Below are 20,028 nucleotides of genomic sequence, written 5' to 3'. Positions count from 1 at the left end.
CAGTTGTCCTCTTTGCGGAAGCTCGGTGCCGGCACGGCCGGCGGGAAAACTCAGGAATTCAGTGCCACGACCTGCCAGCGACCGTCGCGCAGCAGCAGTTGGCGATCACAGCTCGCCTCCCGCGCCGCGGCATCGGCCTGTCCTGGCAACGCCTGGACGACGCGCTGGCCCTCCTGGCGCAGGCGCTGGATGGCCTGCCACAAGGGCAGGTCATGGCTGTCCGGCGCCCAGATACCGGACAGCGGCTCGCCCAGCCGCATGTCACCGAGGGTGACCAGGCTCTTCAGGTCGGTGGAGAAGCCGGTGGCCGGACGCGCGCGCCCGAAATCGGCACCGATGTCGTCGTAGCGGCCACCTTGGGCGATCGAATGACCGAGCCCGGGGACGAAGGCGGCGAACACCACACCGGTGTGATAGTGGTAACCGCGCAGCTCGCCCAGATCGAAATACAGGGGCAGCTCCGGATAGCGTAGGCTCAAGCTGTCGGCGATGGCGATCAGCTCGTCCAGCGACAGGTGGACGTCATCCGGCGCCTCGACTAGACAGGCCTGGGCCAGGTCCAGCACCTCACGACCGCCGCACAGATCGACCAGGGAACGCAGCATGCCGGCCAGCGTGGGCGACAGCGTTGCGGTGAGTTCGGCGACCTCGTCGACCGCCTTGCGCTGCAGCGCGTCGAACAGGCGCTGCTCGGCTTCGCCGGACAGGCCGGCGGCACTGGCCAGCCCGCGATAGATGCCGACGTGGCCGAGGTCCATGTGTACGTCGGGCACCTCGGCCAGCGCCAGAGTGTCGAGCATCAGGCTGATGACCTCCACGTCGCTCGCCGGACTGGCGTCACCGTAAAGCTCGGCGCCGAGCTGGATCGGGCTGCGCGAGGTCGTCAGCGCACGCGGCTTGGCATGCAGCACGCTGCCGGCGTAGCAGAGGCGGCTCGGCCCTTCGCGGCGCAGGCTGTGCGCATCCATCCGCGCGACCTGCGGCGTGATGTCGGCGCGAAAGCCCATCAGCCGACCGGAGAGCGGATCGGTGACCTTGAAGGTACGCAGATCGAGGTCCTGGGCGGCACCCGTGAGCAGCGAGTCGAGATATTCGATGTGCGGCGTCACCACGAATTCGTAGCCCCAGCACTGGAACAGGTCCAGTACCCGGCGGCGCGCCGTTTCGATGAGCGCCGCTTCCGGCGGCAGTACTTCTTCGATGCCATCTGGCAGCAGCCAGCGGTCTACCGTTGCCATTTCGCCTTTCCCCTTGTTCAACCGGGCGGCAGCCTACAGTGGAGCGAATAAATGGGCGCTCGCCAGCAAAGGCTGGCCGACCCGACGGGATGCGCGATGCGGAAAAGACAGGCATTTACCGCGGCGCATCGGCCTGGCGCGGGACAGAAAAAGACGCTCCGGTTCATCGCATGATGGACGATTCGGATCGTCGCTCGACTGACATGTGTCCGCTGCAGACGCAAAAAAGCCGGGAATTTCCCGGCTGACTCATGATACCACGTTTTCCCCGAGGGTCATCCGGCGGGCGACTGACGCCCGCCGGAAGGGCTCATGGCTTGGACTTTTCCAGGTAGCGGAAGAAGTCGCTGCTCGGGTCGAGAACCAGCACATCACTCTTGTTGGCGAAGCTCTCGCGGTAGGCACGCAGGCTGCGGTAGAAGCCGTAGAATTCCTGATCCTGGCCATAGGCTTGCGAGTAGATCGCCGCGGCCTTGGCGTCGCCATCACCGCGAGTTTCCTCGGCCTCGCGATAGGCTTCGGCCAACAGTACACGCCGCTGACGGTCGGCGTCAGCACGGATGCCTTCGGCCAGCTCGCGGCCCTTGGCGCGGTGCTCACGAGCCTCCCGCTCACGCTCGGTACTCATGCGTTCGAACACGCTACGGTTGACTTCGCGCGGCAGGTCGATGGCCTTGACGCGTACGTCGAGCACCTCGATACCCAGCTCCTTACGCGCCATGCGATCCAGAGAAGCGGTGATATCCGCCATCAGCGCATCGCGCTCGCCGGACACTACTTCGTGCAGGGTGCGCTTGCCAAACTGGTCACGCAGGCCGGACTCAAGCCGGCGCGACAGACGCTCGTCGGCGATCTGCTTCAATCCGGAAGTTGCGGTGTAGAAGCGCTCGGCATCGGCCACACGCCACTTGGCGTAGGCGTCGACCATCACCGCTTTCTTTTCTAGGGTGAGGAAGCGCGAGGTGGACGAGTCCAGGGTCAGCAGGCGTGCATCGAACTTGCGGACCTTGTTCACTAGCGGAATCTTCACGTGCAGGCCGGGTTGCACGTCGGCCTCGACCACACGGCCGAACTGCAGCAGCACCGCCCTTTCCGTCTGCGAAACGATGTACAGGCTGTTCCAGGCGACGACCACCACGATCACGCCGAAAATCAGGGCGATCAGCGATTTATTGTTCATCAACGAGTCTCCCTCGAACGCAGGTCACGCTGCCCCAGATCGATGCTGGCAGGTACATCGGCCTGATCGGCATTGGAAGCCGAAGTGCCTGCGGCGGCGGAACCGCTGCGCTGCTTCTCCATCATCTTGTCCAGCGGCAGGTAGAGCAGGTTGTTCTGCCCTTTCTGACCGGTCACCAGCACCTTGCTGGTGTTGCTGAAGACTTCCTGCATGGTGTCCAGGTACAGACGCTCACGGGTGACCTCGGGCGCCTTGCGGTACTCGGCGACCAGCTTGGTGAAGCGCTGTGCCTCACCCTGGGCGCGCGCCACCACTTCGTCGCGATAACCGTTGGCTTCCTCGAGCAGGCGCTGGGCCTGACCGCGCGCTTCCGGAATCACACCGTTGGCATAGGCCTCGGCCTGGTTCTTCTCGCGCTGCTCGTCTTCGCGGGCGCGGATCACGTCATCGAAGGCTTCCTGAACTTCGCGCGGCGCAGCAGCGCTCTGCACGTTGACCTGGGTGACGGTGATGCCGACCTTGTAGGTGTCGAGGAAACGCTGCAGACGCTCGCGAATCTCGCTGGCCATCAACTCACGACCCTCAGTGAGCACCTGGTCCATCGCGGTGGAACCGACGACATGGCGCAGGGCGCTGTCAGTGGCGTGCTGCAGGCTGATTTCAGGCTGATCGACGTTGAGTACGAAGTCCTGCAGGTTGGTGATCTTGTACTGCACGGTCAGCGGCACCTCGACGATGTTCTCGTCCTCGGTGAGCATCTGCCCCTGCTTGGAGTACGCCCGCTCGCGGGTCACGTTTTCCTGGAACTTGCGATCGAACGGTGGGAAATAGATGTTCAGGCCCGGCCCGACCGTTTCGTAGTACTTGCCGAAGCGCAGCACCACGGCCTGCTCCTGCTCGTCAACGACGTAGATCGCGCTGTACAGCCAGATCGCCGCGAGAACGGCAACGAACACGGCAATCATGCCGAAGCCCATGCCCTTGCCGGAATCACCGCCGGAAGAGTCGCCTCCCCCGCCACTGCGTTTCTTGCCGCCGAACATGCCATTCAGGCTGTCCTGCAGTTTGCGGAAGGCTTCGTCGAGATCCGGCGGACCTTTGCGGTCGCCGCCCCGGCGCTTGTTGCCCCAGGGGTCTTGATTGTTCGAATTGCCACCCGGCTCATTCCAAGCCATAGCGCTCTCCATCTGATAAAGCAAAGACGCACCGTTGTGCGCCCGCCATGCTAACCAATGCCTGCGAAGAACGGCAAAGCCACCCCTCCAGGGTTTATTGCAAAGTGTGTTGCTGGATGAATTCCACAGGCTGCATGCCGGCGCGACTCACCAGACGGTTCAGTTCGGCACGCGGCAGACGCACGGCCAGAAGGCTTCCGCCCTGCTCGTCGTGCCCCTCGCTCTGAACCGCACCCAACTCGAAGAACTGGGCGCGCAAACGCGCCAACTTCTGCGGCAGACACAGGGTGCCGACGAACAGGTCGTCACCCAACAATTCCGCGATAGCTTGCTTGACCAACTCGAGACCGAGACCATCGCGCGCTGAAACCCAGACGCGCTGGGGCTTCCCTTCGGCATCGCGCTGAATCTGAGGTTCAATCCCCTCGAGCAGGTCGAGCTTGTTGTAAACCTCCAGCATCGGCAACTCGCGCGCGCCGATCTCATCGAGAACGGCGACCACCTGTTCGATCTGCGCATCGCGCTCGGGCTCGTGGGCGTCGATGACGTGCAGCAGGAGGTCGGAGTTGCTCGACTCCTCCAGCGTCGCCCGGAACGCTTCCACCAGCTTGTGCGGCAAATGGCGAATGAAGCCCACCGTATCGGCCAGCACCACCGGCCCCAGGTCATCCAGCTCGAGCCGGCGCAGCGTGGGGTCGAGCGTGGCGAACAGCTGGTCGGCGGCATAGACCTCGGAGGTGGTCAGTACGTTGAACAGCGTGGACTTGCCGGCGTTGGTGTAGCCAACTAGGGAAACGGTAGGGATATTCGCCCGCGTACGTCCGCGGCGAGCCTGCTCGCGCTGGCTGCGCACCTTGTCCAGGCGCTGCCTGATCTGACGGATGCGCACGCGCAGGAGGCGACGGTCGGTCTCGAGCTGGGTTTCACCCGGACCGCGAAGACCGATACCGCCTTTCTGCCGCTCAAGGTGAGTCCAGCCGCGAACCAGCCGCGTGCTCATGTGCTCGAGCTGGGCAAGTTCGACCTGCAGCTTCCCTTCGTGGGTTCGTGCACGCTGCGCGAAGATATCGAGGATCAACCCGGTACGATCGAGCACACGGCACTCGAAGGCGCGCTCGAGGTTGCGTTCCTGACTGGGCGTAAGGGTATGATTGAAGATCACCAGTTCCACCTGCTCGGCCCTGACACGGTCATGCAGTTCGCTGACCTTGCCACTGCCGATCAGGTACTTGGCCGTGAACTGATGGCGCGGGACGCTGACGAAGGCCACCGTTTCCGCACCGGCAGAACGGGCAAGCTCCTGGAATTCCTGAGGATCCTCACGCGCTTCCGGGTCCTGACCATCCAGGTGAACCAGAATGGCCCGCTCACCGCCTCCGGGGCGCTCAAAGAACAAGGCGGCCCCCTATCAGGCGTTGCCCGCTTCGGCCTGCTCCGACTCACTGGCGCTTGGCAACCGAACCGGGCGGCTGGGCACGACGGTGGAGATCGCGTGCTTGTAGACCATTTGGCTGACGGTGTTCTTCAGCAGAATGACGAACTGGTCGAAGGATTCGATCTGGCCCTGCAGCTTGATGCCGTTGACTAGGTAGATGGAAACCGGAACGCGTTCCTTCCGTAAGATGTTCAAGTAAGGGTCTTGTAGCGAATGCCCTTTTGACATGTGCCGCACTCCTTTAAGGATCAATAGGTCTTTGGTAATTCTAACAATGGCTGGTGCCATCCCACCCCAAGGATAGTCGGCATTCGCAGGACTCAGGCCAATATGGAGACCGACTCCAGGTATTTCAAGGTTTGCGAAAGATTGTCAGGGGCCAGACTGTCCATCCAGTGCAAATCGGCCCAGCTACGCAACCAGGTGAACTGTCGCTTGGCCAACTGACGCGTCGCGATGATGCCGCGTTCGGTCATCTCATCGCGGGTCAGTTCGCCGTCCAGATGTTCCCACGCCTGGCGATAACCCACCGCTCGTATAGACGGCAGCCCGGCATGCAAGTCACTTCGTCGATGCAGAACTTCGACCTCCTCGACAAAACCCTGTTCCAGCATGCCGAGAAAACGCCGGGCGATGCGCTCGTGCAGCACGTGCCGCTGAGCCGGAGCTATCGCCAGATGTGCCACAGTATAAGGCAATTGTGCCGTTCCCGACGCGTCTAGAACGGGATTTTGCGCAGCCTGCCGGCGACGGTGCTCGGTCATGCTCACGCCGCTCGCCAGGTACACCTCCAGCGCGCGCGTCACGCGCTGAGGGTCATTGCGGTGAATGCGCGCCGCCGATACCGGATCGACCTCGGCCAACTGCCGGTGCAGCGCCTCCAGCCCCTCGCTCGCGGCGCGCGCCTCCAGTTCGGCGCGTATCGCGGCATCGGCGGCGGGCATGTCGGCCAGCCCCTTGAGCAACGCCTTGTAATACAGCATGGTGCCGCCGACCAGCAGCGGAATCTTGCCGCGCCCACTGATTTCGGCCATCGCCGCCAGGGCATCGGCGCGGAAATCGGCCGCCGAGTAGGCCTCGGCGGGGTCACGGATGTCGATCAGGCGATGGGGAAATTCGGCCAGCAGCGCCTTCGAAGGCTTGGCGGTGCCGATGTCCATACCGCGATAGACCAGAGCCGAATCGACGCTGATCAGCTCGCAAGGCAGCGCGCGGGCAAGCTCCAATGCCAGATCGGTCTTGCCGGAGGCGGTCGGCCCCATGAGAAAGATGGCGGGTGGCAAGGAAGGCATGGCGGGCTCGGAAGTAATCGCGGCGCCGGGTCAGCGGCCGCGCAGGAACAGCTTGTCGAGGTCGTCCATGCCCATCTGAGTCCAGGTGGGCCGGCCGTGGTTGCACTGCCCACTGCGCTCGGTGTGCTCCATATCGCGCAGCAAGCCGTTCATCTCGGGCAGGGTCAGGCGGCGATTGGCGCGGATCGCGCCGTGGCAGGCCATGGTGCCGAGCAACTCGTTGAGGTGCGCCTGGATGCGATCGGTGCTGCCGTACTCCAGCAGATCGGCGAGCACGTCGCGCACCAGTTGGGACGACTCGGCCTGTTTGAGCAGCACCGGAATCTGGCGGATCGCCAGGCTCTCCGGGCCAAAACGCTGCAGTTCGAAGCCCAGCCACTGGAACCAGGCCTCGTGCTCCTCGGCGCAATCGGCCTCGCGCTGGCTCACCGCGATGCTTTCCGGCACCAGCAGCGGCTGGCCGCGCAGACCTTCGCTGGCCATCGCGGTCTTCAGCCGCTCGTAGGTGATCCGCTCATGCGCGGCGTGCATGTCCACCACCACCAGCCCCTGGGCGTTCTCGGCGAGGATGTAGATGCCCTTGAGCTGGGCGATGGCGTAGCCCAGCGGCGGAATGTCGCCCTGGCTTACCGGCAGCGCCACCGCCGGCGCCTCGGTGAGCGGGGCGAAGTATTCGCGATAGGCGCCCTGCGCCTCCGCGGTCGACAATGACGAATCCCCGCGCGGCGCCTGATAGCCACCGCTGTAGCCGCTTCCCGCCGGAGAACGCCAGGCCGGATCGGCGGCGCTGCGCTCCAGCACGCTGGCGGCCAGGCTCATCTCGCCCTGCGGGCCGAACTCGCCGGCCTGCGGCCCGCTCGGCGCCGGCATCACAGAGGTGACGGCGCCCGCCAGCTGGTCTTCCGGGCGCACGTCACCGAGCGCGCGATGCAGCGTGCCGTAGAGAAAGTCGTGAACCATTCGGCCGTCGCGGAAGCGCACTTCGTGCTTGGTCGGATGCACGTTGACGTCGACCACCGCCGGGTCGACCTCCAGGAACAGCACGAAGGTCGGATGCCGACCATTGAACAACACATCGCGGTACGCCTGGCGCACGGCGTGGGCGACCAGCTTGTCGCGCACCATCCGCCCGTTGACGTAGAAGTACTGCAAGTCCGCCTGGCTGCGCGAGAACGTCGGCAGGCCGACCCAACCCCACAGGTGCAGGCCGTTGCGCTCGACCTCGATCGGCAGCGCCTGCTCGAGGAATGCCGGCCCGCAGACAGAGGCGACACGGCGCGCGCGGGTGATCTCGTCCGGCGCCTCGTGCAGGGCGAACACGGTCTTGCCGTTGTGCCGCAGGTGAAAGGCGACATCGAAACGCGCCAGCGCCAGGCGCTTGATGACTTCCTGCAGATGGTCGAATTCGGTCTTTTCCGCGCGCAGGAACTTGCGCCGCGCCGGGGTATTGAAGAACAGGTCGCGCACTTCCACCGAGGTGCCCACCGGATGCGCCGCGGGCTGCACCAGAGCCTCCATGTCGCGGCCTTCGGTTTCCACCTGCCAGGCCTGCTCGGCATCGGCGGTGCGCGAGGTCATGGTCAGTCGCGCCACCGAGCTGATCGATGCCAGCGCCTCGCCGCGGAAGCCCAGGCTCATGACCCGTTCCAGGTCCTCGAGATCGCGAATCTTGCTGGTGGCGTGCCGCGCCAGGGCCAGCGGCAGGTCGTCGGCCGGGATTCCGCCGCCGTCGTCACGCACTCGCAGCAGCTTGATGCCGCCCTGCTCTACGTCGACGTCGATGCGCCGGGCGCCGGCGTCGAGGCTGTTTTCCAGCAGCTCCTTGATCACCGAAGCCGGTCGTTCGACGACTTCGCCGGCGGCGATCTGGTTCGCCAGCCGCGGGCTGAGCAGCTGGATGCGCGGGGCCTGGCTCATTGCTGCGAGGCCAGGGTCGTCGTGGGGATCTGCAGGGTCTGGCCGACCTTGATGGTGTCGCTCTTCAGGTCGTTGGCATTGCGCAGGGCGTTCAGACCGATGTCGTAGCGCTGGGCGATCAGCGCCAGGCTTTCACCGGAGCTGACCACGTGTTCGCGCGGACCGACCGCGATCTTGCCGGCATCGCGCAGCCAGGCGACGTAGGTGCCCGGCGGCGGGTTCTGCTGGAAGAATTGCCGGACGCCGGAATGGATCGAGCGCGCCAGCGCCTGCTGGTGGCTGCGCGACTGCAGCTTATTGGCTTCGTTGGGGTTGGAGATGAAGCCGGTCTCCACCAGGATCGACGGGATGTCCGGCGACTTCAGCACCATAAAGCCGGCCTGCTCGACGCGGCGCTTGTGCAGCGGGGTGATGCGCCCCATGTTGCTCAGCACTTTCTGTCCGACATTAAGGCTGGAGGACAGCGACGCGGTCATCGACAGGTCCAGCAGCACGCCGGCGAGCATCCTGTCCTTGTCGTCCAGGGCGACGCTACCGGCGCCGCCGATGAGGTCCGAGCGGTTCTCCGTGTCGGCCAGCCAGCGCGCGGTTTCCGAGGTGGCGCCGCGGTCGGACAGGGCGAACACCGAGGCGCCGAACGCCGCCGACTTGGGCGCCGCGTCTGCATGGATGGACACGAACAGGTCGGCGCCTTTCTTGCGGGCGATCTCGGTGCGTTTGCGCAGCGGGATGAAGTAGTCGCCGGTGCGCGTCAGCTCGGCGCGGTAGCCCTTCTCGGCGTTGATCTGGCGCTGCAGCTCCTTGGCGATCTCCAGCACCACGTCCTTCTCGTGAACGCCCTTCGGACCGCTGGCGCCGGGGTCGTCGCCGCCGTGGCCGGCATCGATGGCGATGATGATGTCGCGCTTGCCGCCCGGCACCGGCGGCAGCTTGGCGTTCGGCTTGGCCGGCGTGACCGGCGCGACCGGCTCGCTGGCGATGGTGGTCGGCGGCAGCTCGGGCGCGGTGGAGGCGCCTTCGTCGTAGAGGTCGACCACCAGGCGATCGCCGTACTGCTGGTTGGGCGGCAGGGTGAAGCTCTTCGGCGTGACCGGCGCCGACAGGTCGATGACCAGGCGCAGGTCGGTGGGCGAGCGTTGCGCGGCACGCACGCCCTTGATCGGCGTATTGGCCAGCGCCAGCTTGTCCAGCGAGGTGGTCATCTGCGCGCCGCTGATATCGACCACGATGCGATCCGGGGCGCTGAGGGTAAACACGCTGTGCTGCACCGGCCCGCTGAGATCGAAGACCAGGCGGGTGTTGTCCGGCGCGCGCCAGAGACGGACGCTGCGCACATCCGAGGCCGCCAGCACATCGCCAGCCAAGACGATCAGCAGCACTCCGATTCCCGCGAACAGCGCGCGCATGCGCATGGATATCCCCTTTCTGTTGTTCATACGTCCCCAGCCAGGGTCGCGCACCAGGCATTTCCACGTGCGCCCTGTGACACCAGACGCAGGGATCGGCCTGCGCCTTGGGGGCTAATGGTAATGTCCAGGTCCGCCCTTGGCAAAATGCCGCGGCCTCGCTGCGGCCATTCCACCAGACAAAGTGCATCGTCCGCGAAGTAATCGCGAATGCCAAGGAATTCAAGCTCTTCGGGATCACTCAAGCGATAAAGGTCGAAGTGGAAAACCCGCTTTTCGCCCAGCTCGTACGGCTCGACCAGGGTGAAGGTCGGGCTCTTCACCGCGCCGGCGTGGCCCAGGCCGCGGATGATCCCGCGCGACAGGGTGGTCTTGCCGGCGCCCAGGTCACCGTGCAGGTAGATCACGCCCCGGCCTTCGCTGACCTCCGCGAGGCGCGCGCCCAAGGCGTACATCGCATCCTCGTCGGCGGCGAACAGGGTCACTTCACGCACGGCGATTGCTCCTCGAGAAGACTGCGAATGACCGGAATCAAGTCGCTGGCCGCCAGCCCGCGTCCCTCCGGCCCCAGCCGCTCGCCTGCCGCCGCATGCAGCCAGACGCCCAGGCAGGCTGCCTCGAATGCGGGTAGACCCTGCGCGTACAAGGCGCCGATCAGGCCGGCGAGCACGTCGCCGAGCCCTGCCGTCGCCATCGCCGGATGGCCACGGTCGCACAGCGCCAGCCGCCCGTCCGGCGCGGCGACCAGGCTGCCGGCGCCCTTGAGCACCACCACCGCTTGGTAGCGTTCCGCCAACGCCTTCGCCGCGCCGGGACGGTCGGCCTGTACGTCGGCGATGGAACAGCCGAGCAGGCGCGCGGCTTCGCCCGGATGCGGCGTGATCACCGCCTGCGCCGGCGGGGAAACCGCGCCGGCGGCCAGCAGGTTCAGCGCATCGGCGTCCCACACCTGCGGTTTCTCGCTGCTGGCGGCGACAGAGAGCAGGCTGCGGCCCCAGGCGCCCTGCCCGAGGCCCGGGCCGACTACCAGCAGATCGGCCCTGTCGACCAGCGCCAGCAACTGGTTGGCCGACTCCACGCCCGCGCTCATGATTTCCGGGCAGCGTGCCTGCGCCGCCGCCAAGTTGGCGCTGCGGGTCGCCAGGGACACCATGCCGGCGCCGCTGCGCAGCGCGCTCTGTGCCGTGAGCAGGCCGGCGCCGCCGGTGCCGTGGTCGCCGGCAATAGCCAGCAGGTGACCAAACTGGCCCTTGTGCGCGGTGGCGCGCCGCGCCGGCAGGATCGGCAACGTCCCTGGCGCCAGGCGCTCGGCGGCCCGTTCGGTGTGCGCCATCTGCAACGGATCGGCCTGCAGGTCGTCGAAAACCAGCTCACCGACCCGATCCGGCGCGCTGCCGGTGAACAGGCCTAGCTTGAGGCCGATAAAGGTCACGGTGAGGTCGGCGCGAATCGCCACGCCCAGTTCGCGCCCGGTATCGGCGCAGAGGCCGGAAGGAATGTCCACCGCCAGCACCGGCAACCCGCTGGCGTTGACCAGGCGGATCAGCTGCGCGTAAGGCTCGCGCACGGTGTCGCGGGCGCCGGTGCCGAGCAGCGCATCGACCAGCACACCGTCGAACAGCGGGCAGTCGCTACAGGCCTGGACGCCCACGCCGGCCGCCCTCGCTTCCTCGAAGGCGAGCGCGGCGTCGCCACGCAATGCCGAAGGCTCGCCGAGGGCCAGCACCTGCGCGCGCCAGCCGGCGCGCTGCGCCAGGGCGGCGACCAGGTAGCCGTCGCCGGCGTTGTTGCCGGCACCGGCCAGCACGGTGAGCGCGCCCGCCTCCGGCCAGCGGCGGCGCAGGGCGCGCCAGGCCGCGTGGGCGGCGCGCTGCATCAGCTCGAAACCGGGCGTGCCGGCGGCAATCAGGCGGGCGTCGAGGTCGCGAACCTGAGCGGCGCTGTACAGGGCGGTAGGCAGATCGTCGCGTGGATGCGGCATGTGCAACTCCAATGTCTGGCAGAATTATACCTACCTCGCCCCTCGGTTTCTCCGCTCGCCATGCCCAGCTCGCCGCCCGATCTCGCCCTGCTCGCGCAGTCCATCAAGGACTGGGGCCGCGAGCTCGGCTTCCAGCAGGTCGGCATCGCCGGGCTCGACCTGAGCGAGCACGAGGCGCATCTGCAGCGCTGGCTGGACGCCGGCTACCAGGGCGAGATGGACTATATGGCCGCGCACGGGACGAAACGTTCGCGCCCCGACGAGCTGGTGCCGGGCACGCTGCGGGTGGTTTCGCTGCGCATGGATTACCTACCCGGGGACACGCGCATGAGCCAGCGCCTGGCCGAGCCGCAGAGCGCCTATGTCTCCCGCTATGCGCTGGGCCGCGACTACCACAAGCTGATCCGCAAACGCCTGCAACAATTGGCAGAGCGCATCCAGGCGGTGATCGGGCCGTTCGGCCATCGCGCCTTCGTCGACAGCGCACCGGTGCTGGAGAAGGCCATCGCCGAACAGGCCGGGCTGGGCTGGATCGGCAAGAACACCCTGGTGCTCAACCGCAAGGCCGGCAGCTGGTTCTTCCTCGGAGAGCTGTTCGTCGACCTGCCGCTGCCGGTCGATGCGCCACACGCCAGCGAGCACTGCGGCCGCTGCAGCGCCTGCCTGGACATCTGCCCCACCGGCGCCTTCGTCGGCCCCTACGTGCTGGACTCAAGACGCTGCATTTCCTACCTGACCATCGAGCTGAAGGGCGCAATTCCCGAAGACCTGCGCGGGCTCATCGGCAACCGCGTGTTCGGCTGCGACGACTGCCAGATCGTCTGCCCGTGGAACCGCTTCGCCCGGCCCACCGAACAGGCCGACTTCCAGCCGCGCCACGGCCTGGACAACGCCGAGCTGGCTGAGCTGTTCCGCTGGAGCGAGGAGGAATTCCTCGGCCGCACCGAAGGCTCGCCGCTGCGCCGCGCCGGCTACGAGCGCTGGCTGCGCAACCTGGCGGTGGGGCTGGGCAACGCGCCCACGACCATCCCGGTGATCGAGGCATTGCAGGCGCGCCGCAACTATCCATCCGACCTGGTTCGCGAGCACGTCAGCTGGGCCCTGCAGCGCCACGGCCAGGCTTGAGAAACCCTGTTCCCTGATAGCGCGATGCTGCGGAAATGCCAGGCTCGCTCGCCCCGCCGTAGGGTATCCCGTGCGCACCAAGACCGCCGATTCGCCGCGGTGCGCAGGGCACACCCTGCAAAAGCCGATCACGCCGTGTGCTGCAAGCGCGGACACAGGCATGAAAAGGCCCGCATCGAGCGGGCCTTTTTACGTTTCAGACCTTGAGGAAATGCTCGCGGTAGTAGCGCAGTTCGGCGATCGATTCGCGGATGTCGTCCAGCGCCTGGTGCGTGCCCTGCTTCTGGAAGCCGTCCTTGAGCTGCGGCGCCCAGAGCCCGGCGAGAATCTTCAGGGTCGACACGTCCAGGTTGCGGTAGTGGAAGTACCCCTCCAGGTCGCGCATGTAGCGCGCGAGGAAGCGCCGGTCCTGGCCGATGCTGTTGCCGCAGATCGGCGACTTGCCTTTCGGCACCCATTGCTCAAGGAAGGCGATGGTCTGCGCCTCCGCCTCGGCCACGCCGATCGTGCTTTCGCGTACGCGCTGCGTCAGGCCGCTCTGCCCGTGGGTGCGGGTGTTCCATTCGTCCATGCCGGCGAGGAGTTCGTCGCTCTGGTGCACGGCGATCACCGGGCCTTCGGCGAGGACGTTGAGGTCGCTGTCGGTGACGATGGTGGCCATCTCGATGATGACGTCGGTCTCCGGTTCGAGGCCGGTCATTTCCAGGTCGATCCAGATCAGGTTTTGCGGGTTCTGCATGATGGTTTCCTCTGCACAGGCCGCCAGTCTAACCAAAGCGCCGGGGTCGCGCGCCGTCAGCGATTCGGCCGCCACACCAGCAGGCGCGAGGCGCGCCAGTCGTCCAGCGGGATGACCTGCTCGGCCGGCACGCCGGGGATCTCGAAGCTGTTGCTGACCAGCCGCGCGCCACGGCGCATCTGCGCGCGCGCCTTCTCCCACAGCCGCGGCATCGGCGCCGGCGAGAGGAAACAGTAGACCAGGTCGAAGTCGCCCAGCTCGGCCTTCCACAGGCTGCCGTAGCGAATCCGGCAGTTGCGCTGCGGCAGGCAGCGCAGCCAGGACACCAGGAAGCTCAGCGGCGCGCTCTCGACCCCGACGAAGCGCGCTTGCGGGTAGTCGCGCGCCAGCCGGCAGAGGGTACCGCCGAGGCCGCTACCGAGGTCGATGAAGGCGAAATCCGCAGGCAGTTCGCGCAGCAGATCGCTCAGCGCGCGCTCGCCGCGACGACCGGTAAGGTACAGCGGCACGCGCTCGCCGAGGCTGTTCCAGTTCAACAGCAGCAGAACCAGGAAGCCGGCCAGCGGCACCCAGCGCGGCAGATCGCCCTCGTTCAGCGCGAGCAACGCCGGAACGAATGCCAGGTTGATCGGCAGCCACCACGGCGAGAGTCCCAGCCAACGCCCCAGCGAAGCCGCCAACGCCCCCTGCAGAAGCGCCGCGCCGAGCAGCGGTGGTCGCCAGTGCAATCCCTTTACCGCCAGCATCACCAGCGCCATCACCAGCGCCGCGGCGACCAGTTGCAGCAGCAGCGCGAGCAGCAGCGGGACGCCCCGACCCAGCCCGTTCAATTCGCGTATCAGCATCCCAGGGCCTGCTTCCGTCTCGTTCGCCAGGCCGCGCAGTGTAATGGAGCCGCCGCGCGGCGCCAGTGATGCGAGTGCCCGCATGCTAGACTCGCCGGCCGAACCATCCAGCAGTCACCGCACACCATGGCCAAACGCCAACTCAACCGCCGGCAAAGCTGGCGCATCGAGAAAGTCCAGGAAGAACGCGCCGCCCGTGCGGCCAAGCGCGAGTCGCGCACGCTCGACGAACTCGAGGGCGGCGACCTGGGGCCGGAGCAGACCGGCCTGGTGATCGCGCACTTCGGCGTGCAGGTCGAGGTGGAAGCCGAGGACGGCGAAATCCGCGGTCAGGTATTCCGCTGCCACCTGCGCGCCAACCTGCCGGCGCTGGTCACTGGCGACCGCGTCGTCTGGCGCGCCGGCAACCAGGGCAATGGCGTGATCGTCGCCCAGCTGCCGCGCAATTCCGAGCTGTGCCGCCCGGACAGCCGCGGGCAGCTCAAGCCGGTGGCGGCCAACGTCGATCTGATCGTGATCGTCTTCGCCCCGCTGCCCGAGCCCCACGCCAACCTGATCGACCGCTACCTGATCGCCGCCGAACACGCCGGCATCCGGCCCTTGCTGCTGCTGAACAAGGCCGACCTGGTGGATGAACAGAACGGCCCGCGGCTGAACGCGCTGCTGGCCGTGTATCGCCAGCTCGGCTACCCGCTGATGGAGGTTTCCGCCCACGAAGGCGGTGGCATGGAGGCGCTGCAGGCGCGGCTGGACGGCCACGTCAGCGTGTTCGTCGGGCAGTCCGGGGTCGGCAAGTCATCCCTGGTGAACAGCCTGCTGCCGGGCGTCGACACCCGCGTCGGCGGGCTTTCGGAAGTCACCGGCAAGGGCACGCACACCACCACGACCGCCCGGCTGTTCCACTTCCCCGGTGGCGGCGAGCTGATCGATTCCCCCGGCATCCGCGAATTCGGCCTCGGCCATGTGAGCCGCGACGATGTGGAAGCCGGTTTCATCGAGTTCGCCGACCTGCTCGGCACCTGCCGCTTCCGCGACTGCAAGCACGACCGCGAACCCGGTTGCGCACTGCTCAAGGCGCTCGAGGAAGGGCGCATCCAGCCACAACGGATGGCCAGTTACCGGCACATCATCGCCAGCCTGCCGGACGCGGACTTCTAAGAAAGTCGGCGCCCCCCGATCGAGGGACGCGGGCGGTTTACCGATCGGCGCGGCGCTCCACGCGCAATCCACCCTGTTCGAAGACGTTCTGCCGCGTAGCGACACCCGGCGACGGCGCCGCATTCGAAGCACCGGGCGCTCCGCCCGACGCGGGGGCGGGAACCGGCATGCCCGGCTCGTGAGTGGGAGCGGCCTCAGGCTCGGCAGGCTTTTGCTTATCCGCCGGCGGCTGGCCGCCGGGGCTCTGGCTGCCTTCGATGGCGCGCTCGGCCTTCTTCGTCAGCACCGTGATGTCGATCCGACGGTTGACCGGATTCAGCGGATTTTCGCGATCGAAAGGCACCGACGAGGCATAGCCGACCACCCGAGCCACCTGCTCCTCCGGATAGCCGCCGGTCACCAGCGCGCGGCGCGCGGCGTTCGCGCGCCCGGCGGAAAGCTCCCAGTTGCCCATCCCGCCCGCGCCACCAACGAAGGGCGTGGCATCGGTATGCCCGCTGATGCTGATCTTGTTCGGCACCGCCTTGATGGTGTCGGACATGCTCAGCAGGATGTCCTCGAAATACGGCTGCAACTGTGCACTGCCCAAGGCGAACATCGGCCGGTTGGCGGCGTCCTGGATCTGGATGCGCAGGCCGTTGGGGGTGATCTCGAACAGGATCTGGTCCTTGAAGCGCTTCAGCTCGGGGCTTTCGTCGACCTTGTTCTGCAGCTCCTGCAGCAGCAGTTCGAGGCGCTCGTTTTCCACCTGTTCGGCGAGTTTTTCCGCCTTCTGCGCCTCGATCGTCTCCGCATCGAGCTTGCTCGGGTCCTTGGTCTGCTCGCCCTGCAGCTTGAGGTCCTCGCTGTCCGGGCTGATGCGGGTCTCGTCGCCGTCGGGCTGGGCCTGGATTTCCGGGTTTAGGGTGCGATCCGGCGCCGGCGTCGGCGTACCGCCAAGGTCGATCACGTAGGGGCTGGCGCTTTCGGTGAAGCCGATCGGGTCCTGGAAGTAGCCGGCGATGGCCTTCTTCTGCTCGGGGGTGGCCGAGGACATCAGCCAGAGCACCAGGAAGAACGCCATCATGGCGGTCGCGAAGTCGGCGAAGGCGATCTTCCAGGCACCGCCGTGGTGCCCGCCGGCGATCTTCTTGACCCGCTTTACGATGATCGGCTGGTTGTTTTCCATGGTTCAGGCCTCAGCTGCCGCGCATCGCCTGTTCGAGCTCGGTGAAACTCGGCCGGTGCGCCGGGAACAGCACCTTGCGCCCGAACTCCACCGCAAGGGTCGGCGGCATGCCGGATGCTGAGGAAACCAGCGTTGCCTTGATCGCCTCGTATACGTTCAGCTCTTCCTTGGCATCGTGTTCCAGCGAGACCGAGAGCGGGCCGAAGAAGCCGTAGGCCGCGAGAATACCGAGAAAGGTGCCGACCAGCGCCGCGCCGACGTGGGTGCCAAGCTCGGCCTGAGCCACTTCGCCGAGCAGCGCCATGGTGACCACGATGCCCAGCACCGCGGCGACGATACCGAAACCCGGCAGGCCGTCCGCGACACGGTTGACCGCGTGGGCCGGATGCTCCAGTTCCTCCTTGATGCTGGCGAGCTCCATGTCGAAGAGCCCCTCCAACTCGTGCGGCGCCATGTTGCCGGACGACATGATGCGCAGGTAGTCGCAGATGTAGGCGGTCATTCCGGCGTCCTTGAGGATGCCGGGGTACTTGCTGAAGATCGGGCTGGCGGCGGGGTCCTCGACATCGGCCTCGATGGCCATCATCCCCTCGCGGCGACTCTTGTTGAGGATCTCGTAGAGCAGCTTGAGGATTTCCAGGTAGTAGGCGTGGTTGAAGCGCGAACCGAACATCTTCAGCGACTTCTTGAACACATGCATGAAGGTGCTGCCGGGGTTGGCCTGGAGGAAGGCCCCCAGCGCCGCGCCGCCGATGATCATGACTTCGAACGGCTGGATGAGCGCGCCGATCTTGCCGTGGGAAAGCACGTATCCGCCGAGCACGCTGGCGAATACGACGATGATGCCGATGATTTTTGCCATAAAAAGGGACGCTTGAGAGGAATAGAAAGGGGAGCTGCCAAAACAGCCCTTCTATTTATCGGAAAATTTGCGCCAGACTATAGGCCCTCCCGGGTAAAAGCCAGCCGACCCCGCCATGCCGACCGAATTGCCCGTACCCCGCACGCTAGAAGGTTGGCTCAAGCAACTCGATGACATTCGCCTGCCGATACCGGCGGGCCATCATCGCCAGGTGAGTCTGGCACTCTCCGACAACCAGCGATCACTGCGTGAGATCGCCGACCTGATTGAAGATAGCCCAGCCTTGGCACTTGCGGTGCTGCGCGAAGCGAATCGTCGGACCGGGGCATTGGGCGAGCCGGCGGAAAGCCTCGAGCAGGCCCTCACCCGACTGGGCCTCAAGCGTGCCGAGGAGCTGTTGCAGCGCCTGCCGGCCGTCGACGAACGGCAGATTCCCCAATCGCTGCGCCAGATGCAGCTGATAGGCCAGCATGCCAGCCAGCAAGCCAGCGGGTTGTTCGGCGCGCGCCTGGCGCGGCTCTGGCAGGAAATCCATTGGGGCAGCCTGTTGTTCCTCTCGCCGCTGTGGCCGCTGCTGGTGGCGCACCCGACACTCTTCGCCACCTGGGAGCGGCGTGTGCTCGGCCAGCACGAACCGGCGAGCAAGGTCGAACGCGACCTGCTCGGCGTGCCTGCTGTGCGCCTGTGCCAGGCGCTGGCCGAACACTGGCGGCTGCCGGCGTGGATCGTCCAGGGCTATCGCCTGCTGGGCAACGACCGCCGACTGCTGGTCAAGGCACTGCATATCGCCAGGGAGAACGCCCATCCGCTGCACCAGCAACAGTTGCTCGATGCCGACCCGCCGCTGCGCCGCTGGCTGACCCAGCCCTCCAACACGGTGCTGCTGGCCAACGGCCTGGCGCTGTCCGCCCACGATGCCTGGGACAGCCCGCACAGCCTGCGCTGGCAGCGCTGGGCCGGCCTCTACCTGCAGATTCCGCTGGATGAGCTGCAGCAGGCGATTCACCAGCAGGCCGCGGCCAGCGCACGCCTGCACCGCTGCGATGCCGATCTCTGGCACCCGGCGCGGGCGCTGATCTGGCCCTGGCAGGCACGCCGTCTGCAGCAGGCGCCGGCGCAGGCCGCAGCACCCAAGGCCGAGCAACTCGCCGAGTGGCGCAGGCAATGTGGCTACCTGCTCGCCGAGCCAAGCGGCTTCGCCAACCTGCAACAACTGCTGGCCACCGCCGGCGTCGCCCTGAAAGCCTGCGGCATGCGCCGCGGGATGCTGCTGCTCGTCGATCGCAGCCACCAGCGCCTGACGGTCCAGCAGACCTTCGGCCTGCCCAGGGACGCCGGGCAGCTGAACCTCGCGCCGGCGAACAGCCAGGTGCTGCAGCGCCTGGTGAGCGCACCCGGGCAACTGCGCCTGAATCCGCAGAACAGCGCCCAGTATGCGGCGCTGATCCCGGGCGGCCTGAAAACCCTGTTCTCCGGCGAGCATCTGCTGCTGTGCTCGATTGCCTACAACGGCAAGGTCGCGCTGCTGCTGGCGCTCGATCAGGACGGGTTGCCGTTCGCCGACGTCACCCTGCAGGCGTTCGGCAAAACCGTGCAATGCATCGAGCGCGCGCTGGCCAGCTTCGCCCGGCGCGGGCACTGAGCTTTCCGCTACAATCGGCCCTCTTCCTTTTCCGAAGGGTCCGCAATGTCCACGTTCTCCACCCTGCCCCTGGTGATAGAGCCCAGCGATCTGGCCAGCCGCCTGCCAGCCCCCGAGTTGATCCTGGTCGATCTGACCAGCGCCGCGCGCTATGCCGAAGGGCACTTGCCCGGCGCCCGCTTCGTCGACCCCAAGCGCACCCAGTCGGGCCAATCTTCGCTGCCCGGCCTGGTGCCGCCGCAGGCCGATCTCGAGCGCCTGTTCGGCGAACTCGGGCACCGCGAGGCCGCCGTCTACGTGGTATACGACGACGAGGGCGGCGGCTGGGCCGGCCGCTTCATCTGGCTGCTCGACGTGATCGGACACCGGCATTACCACTACCTAAACGGCGGATTGCCGGCCTGGCTGGGCGAAGGCCTGCCGCTGAGCACCGAGGTGCCGACTGCGGTCGGCGGCCCGCTGCCGTTGACCCTGCACGACGAGCCCACCGCCACCCGCGACTACCTGCAGAGCCGCCTCGGCGCCGACGACCTGGCCGTCTGGGATGCCCGCGGCCCGCTGGAGTACAGCGGCGAGAAAGTCCTCGCGGCCAAGGGCGGGCACGTGCCTGGCGCAATCAACTTCGAATGGACCGCGGGCATGGACCCGGCGCGCGCGCTGCGCATCCGCGAGGACATCGGCGAGCGCATCGCCGCGTTGGGGATCACCCCCGACAAGGAAATCATCACCCACTGCCAGACCCACCATCGCTCCGGCTTCACCTACCTGGTGGCCAAGGCGCTGGGCTACCCGCGGGTCAAGGGTTACGCCGGCTCCTGGTCGGAATGGGGCAACCACCCCGACACCCCCGTCGAGCGCTAAAGGA

Annotated in this window: 18 protein-coding genes; 4 read left to right on the top strand and 14 right to left on the bottom strand. The window is 66.6% G+C overall.

Going from position 1 to position 20,028, the window contains the following annotated elements:
* Window positions 1-50: 50 nt before the first annotated feature.
* The 10 genes from QMX85_RS02980 to QMX85_RS02935 form a co-directional block, all read right to left on the bottom strand.
* Window positions 51-1,238: an ATP phosphoribosyltransferase regulatory subunit gene (locus tag QMX85_RS02980; protein ID WP_282338708.1), complete on the bottom strand. Its 1,188-nt coding sequence runs from the start codon at window positions 1,236-1,238 to the stop codon at window positions 51-53.
* Window positions 1,239-1,548: 310 nt separating this feature from the next.
* The gene (gene hflC / locus QMX85_RS02975) at window positions 1,549-2,418 is read right to left on the bottom strand and encodes a protease modulator HflC (RefSeq protein ID WP_282338707.1); all 870 of its coding nucleotides are present in this window, start codon (window positions 2,416-2,418) and stop codon (window positions 1,549-1,551) included.
* Entirely contained in the window at window positions 2,418-3,593 is a 1,176-nt protein-coding gene (gene hflK, locus QMX85_RS02970) for an FtsH protease activity modulator HflK (RefSeq protein WP_282338706.1), read from the bottom strand. The genes hflC and hflK overlap by 1 nt, the downstream gene beginning before the upstream one ends.
* A 94-nt stretch (window positions 3,594-3,687) precedes the next feature.
* Window positions 3,688-4,989, bottom strand: coding sequence for a ribosome rescue GTPase HflX (hflX, locus tag QMX85_RS02965; protein WP_282338705.1), 1,302 nt, complete (start codon window positions 4,987-4,989; stop codon window positions 3,688-3,690).
* 12 nt (window positions 4,990-5,001) lie between these two features.
* Complete coding sequence (gene hfq / locus QMX85_RS02960; RefSeq protein WP_090223841.1) at window positions 5,002-5,256, bottom strand: RNA chaperone Hfq; 255 nt, start codon at window positions 5,254-5,256, stop codon at window positions 5,002-5,004.
* Between the two features lie 92 nt (window positions 5,257-5,348).
* Window positions 5,349-6,320, bottom strand: a complete 972-nt coding sequence (gene miaA / locus QMX85_RS02955) for a tRNA (adenosine(37)-N6)-dimethylallyltransferase MiaA (RefSeq protein WP_282338704.1) — start codon at window positions 6,318-6,320, stop codon at window positions 5,349-5,351.
* 30 nt (window positions 6,321-6,350) lie between these two features.
* Entirely contained in the window at window positions 6,351-8,237 is a 1,887-nt protein-coding gene (gene mutL / locus QMX85_RS02950) for a DNA mismatch repair endonuclease MutL (protein WP_282338703.1), read from the bottom strand.
* Entirely contained in the window at window positions 8,234-9,649 is a 1,416-nt protein-coding gene (locus QMX85_RS02945) for an N-acetylmuramoyl-L-alanine amidase (RefSeq protein WP_282338723.1), read from the bottom strand. The genes mutL and QMX85_RS02945 overlap by 4 nt, the downstream gene beginning before the upstream one ends.
* 20 nt (window positions 9,650-9,669) lie before the next feature.
* Entirely contained in the window at window positions 9,670-10,137 is a 468-nt protein-coding gene (gene tsaE, locus QMX85_RS02940; protein WP_282338702.1) for a tRNA (adenosine(37)-N6)-threonylcarbamoyltransferase complex ATPase subunit type 1 TsaE, read from the bottom strand.
* Entirely contained in the window at window positions 10,125-11,624 is a 1,500-nt protein-coding gene (locus QMX85_RS02935) for an NAD(P)H-hydrate dehydratase (protein ID WP_282338701.1), read from the bottom strand. The genes tsaE and QMX85_RS02935 overlap by 13 nt, the downstream gene beginning before the upstream one ends.
* Before the next feature lie 60 nt (window positions 11,625-11,684).
* On the opposite strand from QMX85_RS02935, the gene queG reads away from it, so the two are divergent.
* A complete protein-coding gene (gene queG, locus QMX85_RS02930) occupies window positions 11,685-12,749 on the top strand; it encodes a tRNA epoxyqueuosine(34) reductase QueG (protein WP_282338700.1) in 1,065 nt (354 codons plus the stop codon).
* A 196-nt stretch (window positions 12,750-12,945) separates the two neighbouring features.
* Here the strand turns inward: queG and orn are convergent, their stop codons facing one another.
* Entirely contained in the window at window positions 12,946-13,488 is a 543-nt protein-coding gene (gene orn / locus QMX85_RS02925; RefSeq protein WP_282338699.1) for an oligoribonuclease, read from the bottom strand.
* 56 nt (window positions 13,489-13,544) lie between these two features.
* On the bottom strand, window positions 13,545-14,333 hold the full coding sequence (locus QMX85_RS02920) for a class I SAM-dependent methyltransferase (RefSeq protein WP_282338698.1): 789 nt from the start codon (window positions 14,331-14,333) through the stop codon (window positions 13,545-13,547).
* 126 nt (window positions 14,334-14,459) lie between these two features.
* Between QMX85_RS02920 and rsgA the strand changes: the two genes are divergently transcribed.
* Complete coding sequence (gene rsgA, locus QMX85_RS02915) at window positions 14,460-15,491, top strand: small ribosomal subunit biogenesis GTPase RsgA (protein WP_282338697.1); 1,032 nt, start codon at window positions 14,460-14,462, stop codon at window positions 15,489-15,491.
* A 37-nt stretch (window positions 15,492-15,528) separates the two neighbouring features.
* Here rsgA and motB read toward each other — a convergent pair whose 3' ends face one another.
* On the bottom strand, window positions 15,529-16,659 hold the full coding sequence (gene motB / locus QMX85_RS02910) for a flagellar motor protein MotB (protein WP_090223857.1): 1,131 nt from the start codon (window positions 16,657-16,659) through the stop codon (window positions 15,529-15,531).
* A gap of 10 nt (window positions 16,660-16,669) precedes the next feature.
* The gene (gene motA / locus QMX85_RS02905) at window positions 16,670-17,521 is read right to left on the bottom strand and encodes a flagellar motor stator protein MotA (protein ID WP_090223859.1); all 852 of its coding nucleotides are present in this window, start codon (window positions 17,519-17,521) and stop codon (window positions 16,670-16,672) included.
* A gap of 115 nt (window positions 17,522-17,636) precedes the next feature.
* On the opposite strand from motA, the gene QMX85_RS02900 reads away from it, so the two are divergent.
* Together QMX85_RS02900 and rhdA are read left to right on the top strand one after the other, a co-directional pair.
* On the top strand, window positions 17,637-19,163 hold the full coding sequence (locus QMX85_RS02900) for an HDOD domain-containing protein (RefSeq protein WP_282338694.1): 1,527 nt from the start codon (window positions 17,637-17,639) through the stop codon (window positions 19,161-19,163).
* Between the two features lie 45 nt (window positions 19,164-19,208).
* The gene (gene rhdA, locus QMX85_RS02895) at window positions 19,209-20,024 is read left to right on the top strand and encodes a thiosulfate sulfurtransferase (RefSeq protein WP_282338692.1); all 816 of its coding nucleotides are present in this window, start codon (window positions 19,209-19,211) and stop codon (window positions 20,022-20,024) included.
* Window positions 20,025-20,028 lie beyond the last annotated feature (4 nt).

Source organism: Pseudomonas sp. PS02288 (assembly GCF_029959715.1).
GTDB lineage: Bacteria > Pseudomonadota > Gammaproteobacteria > Pseudomonadales > Pseudomonadaceae > Pseudomonas_O > Pseudomonas_O kuykendallii.
Note: the sequence above shows the minus strand (reverse complement) of the source record. Positions and strands in the feature narration are given on the sequence as shown.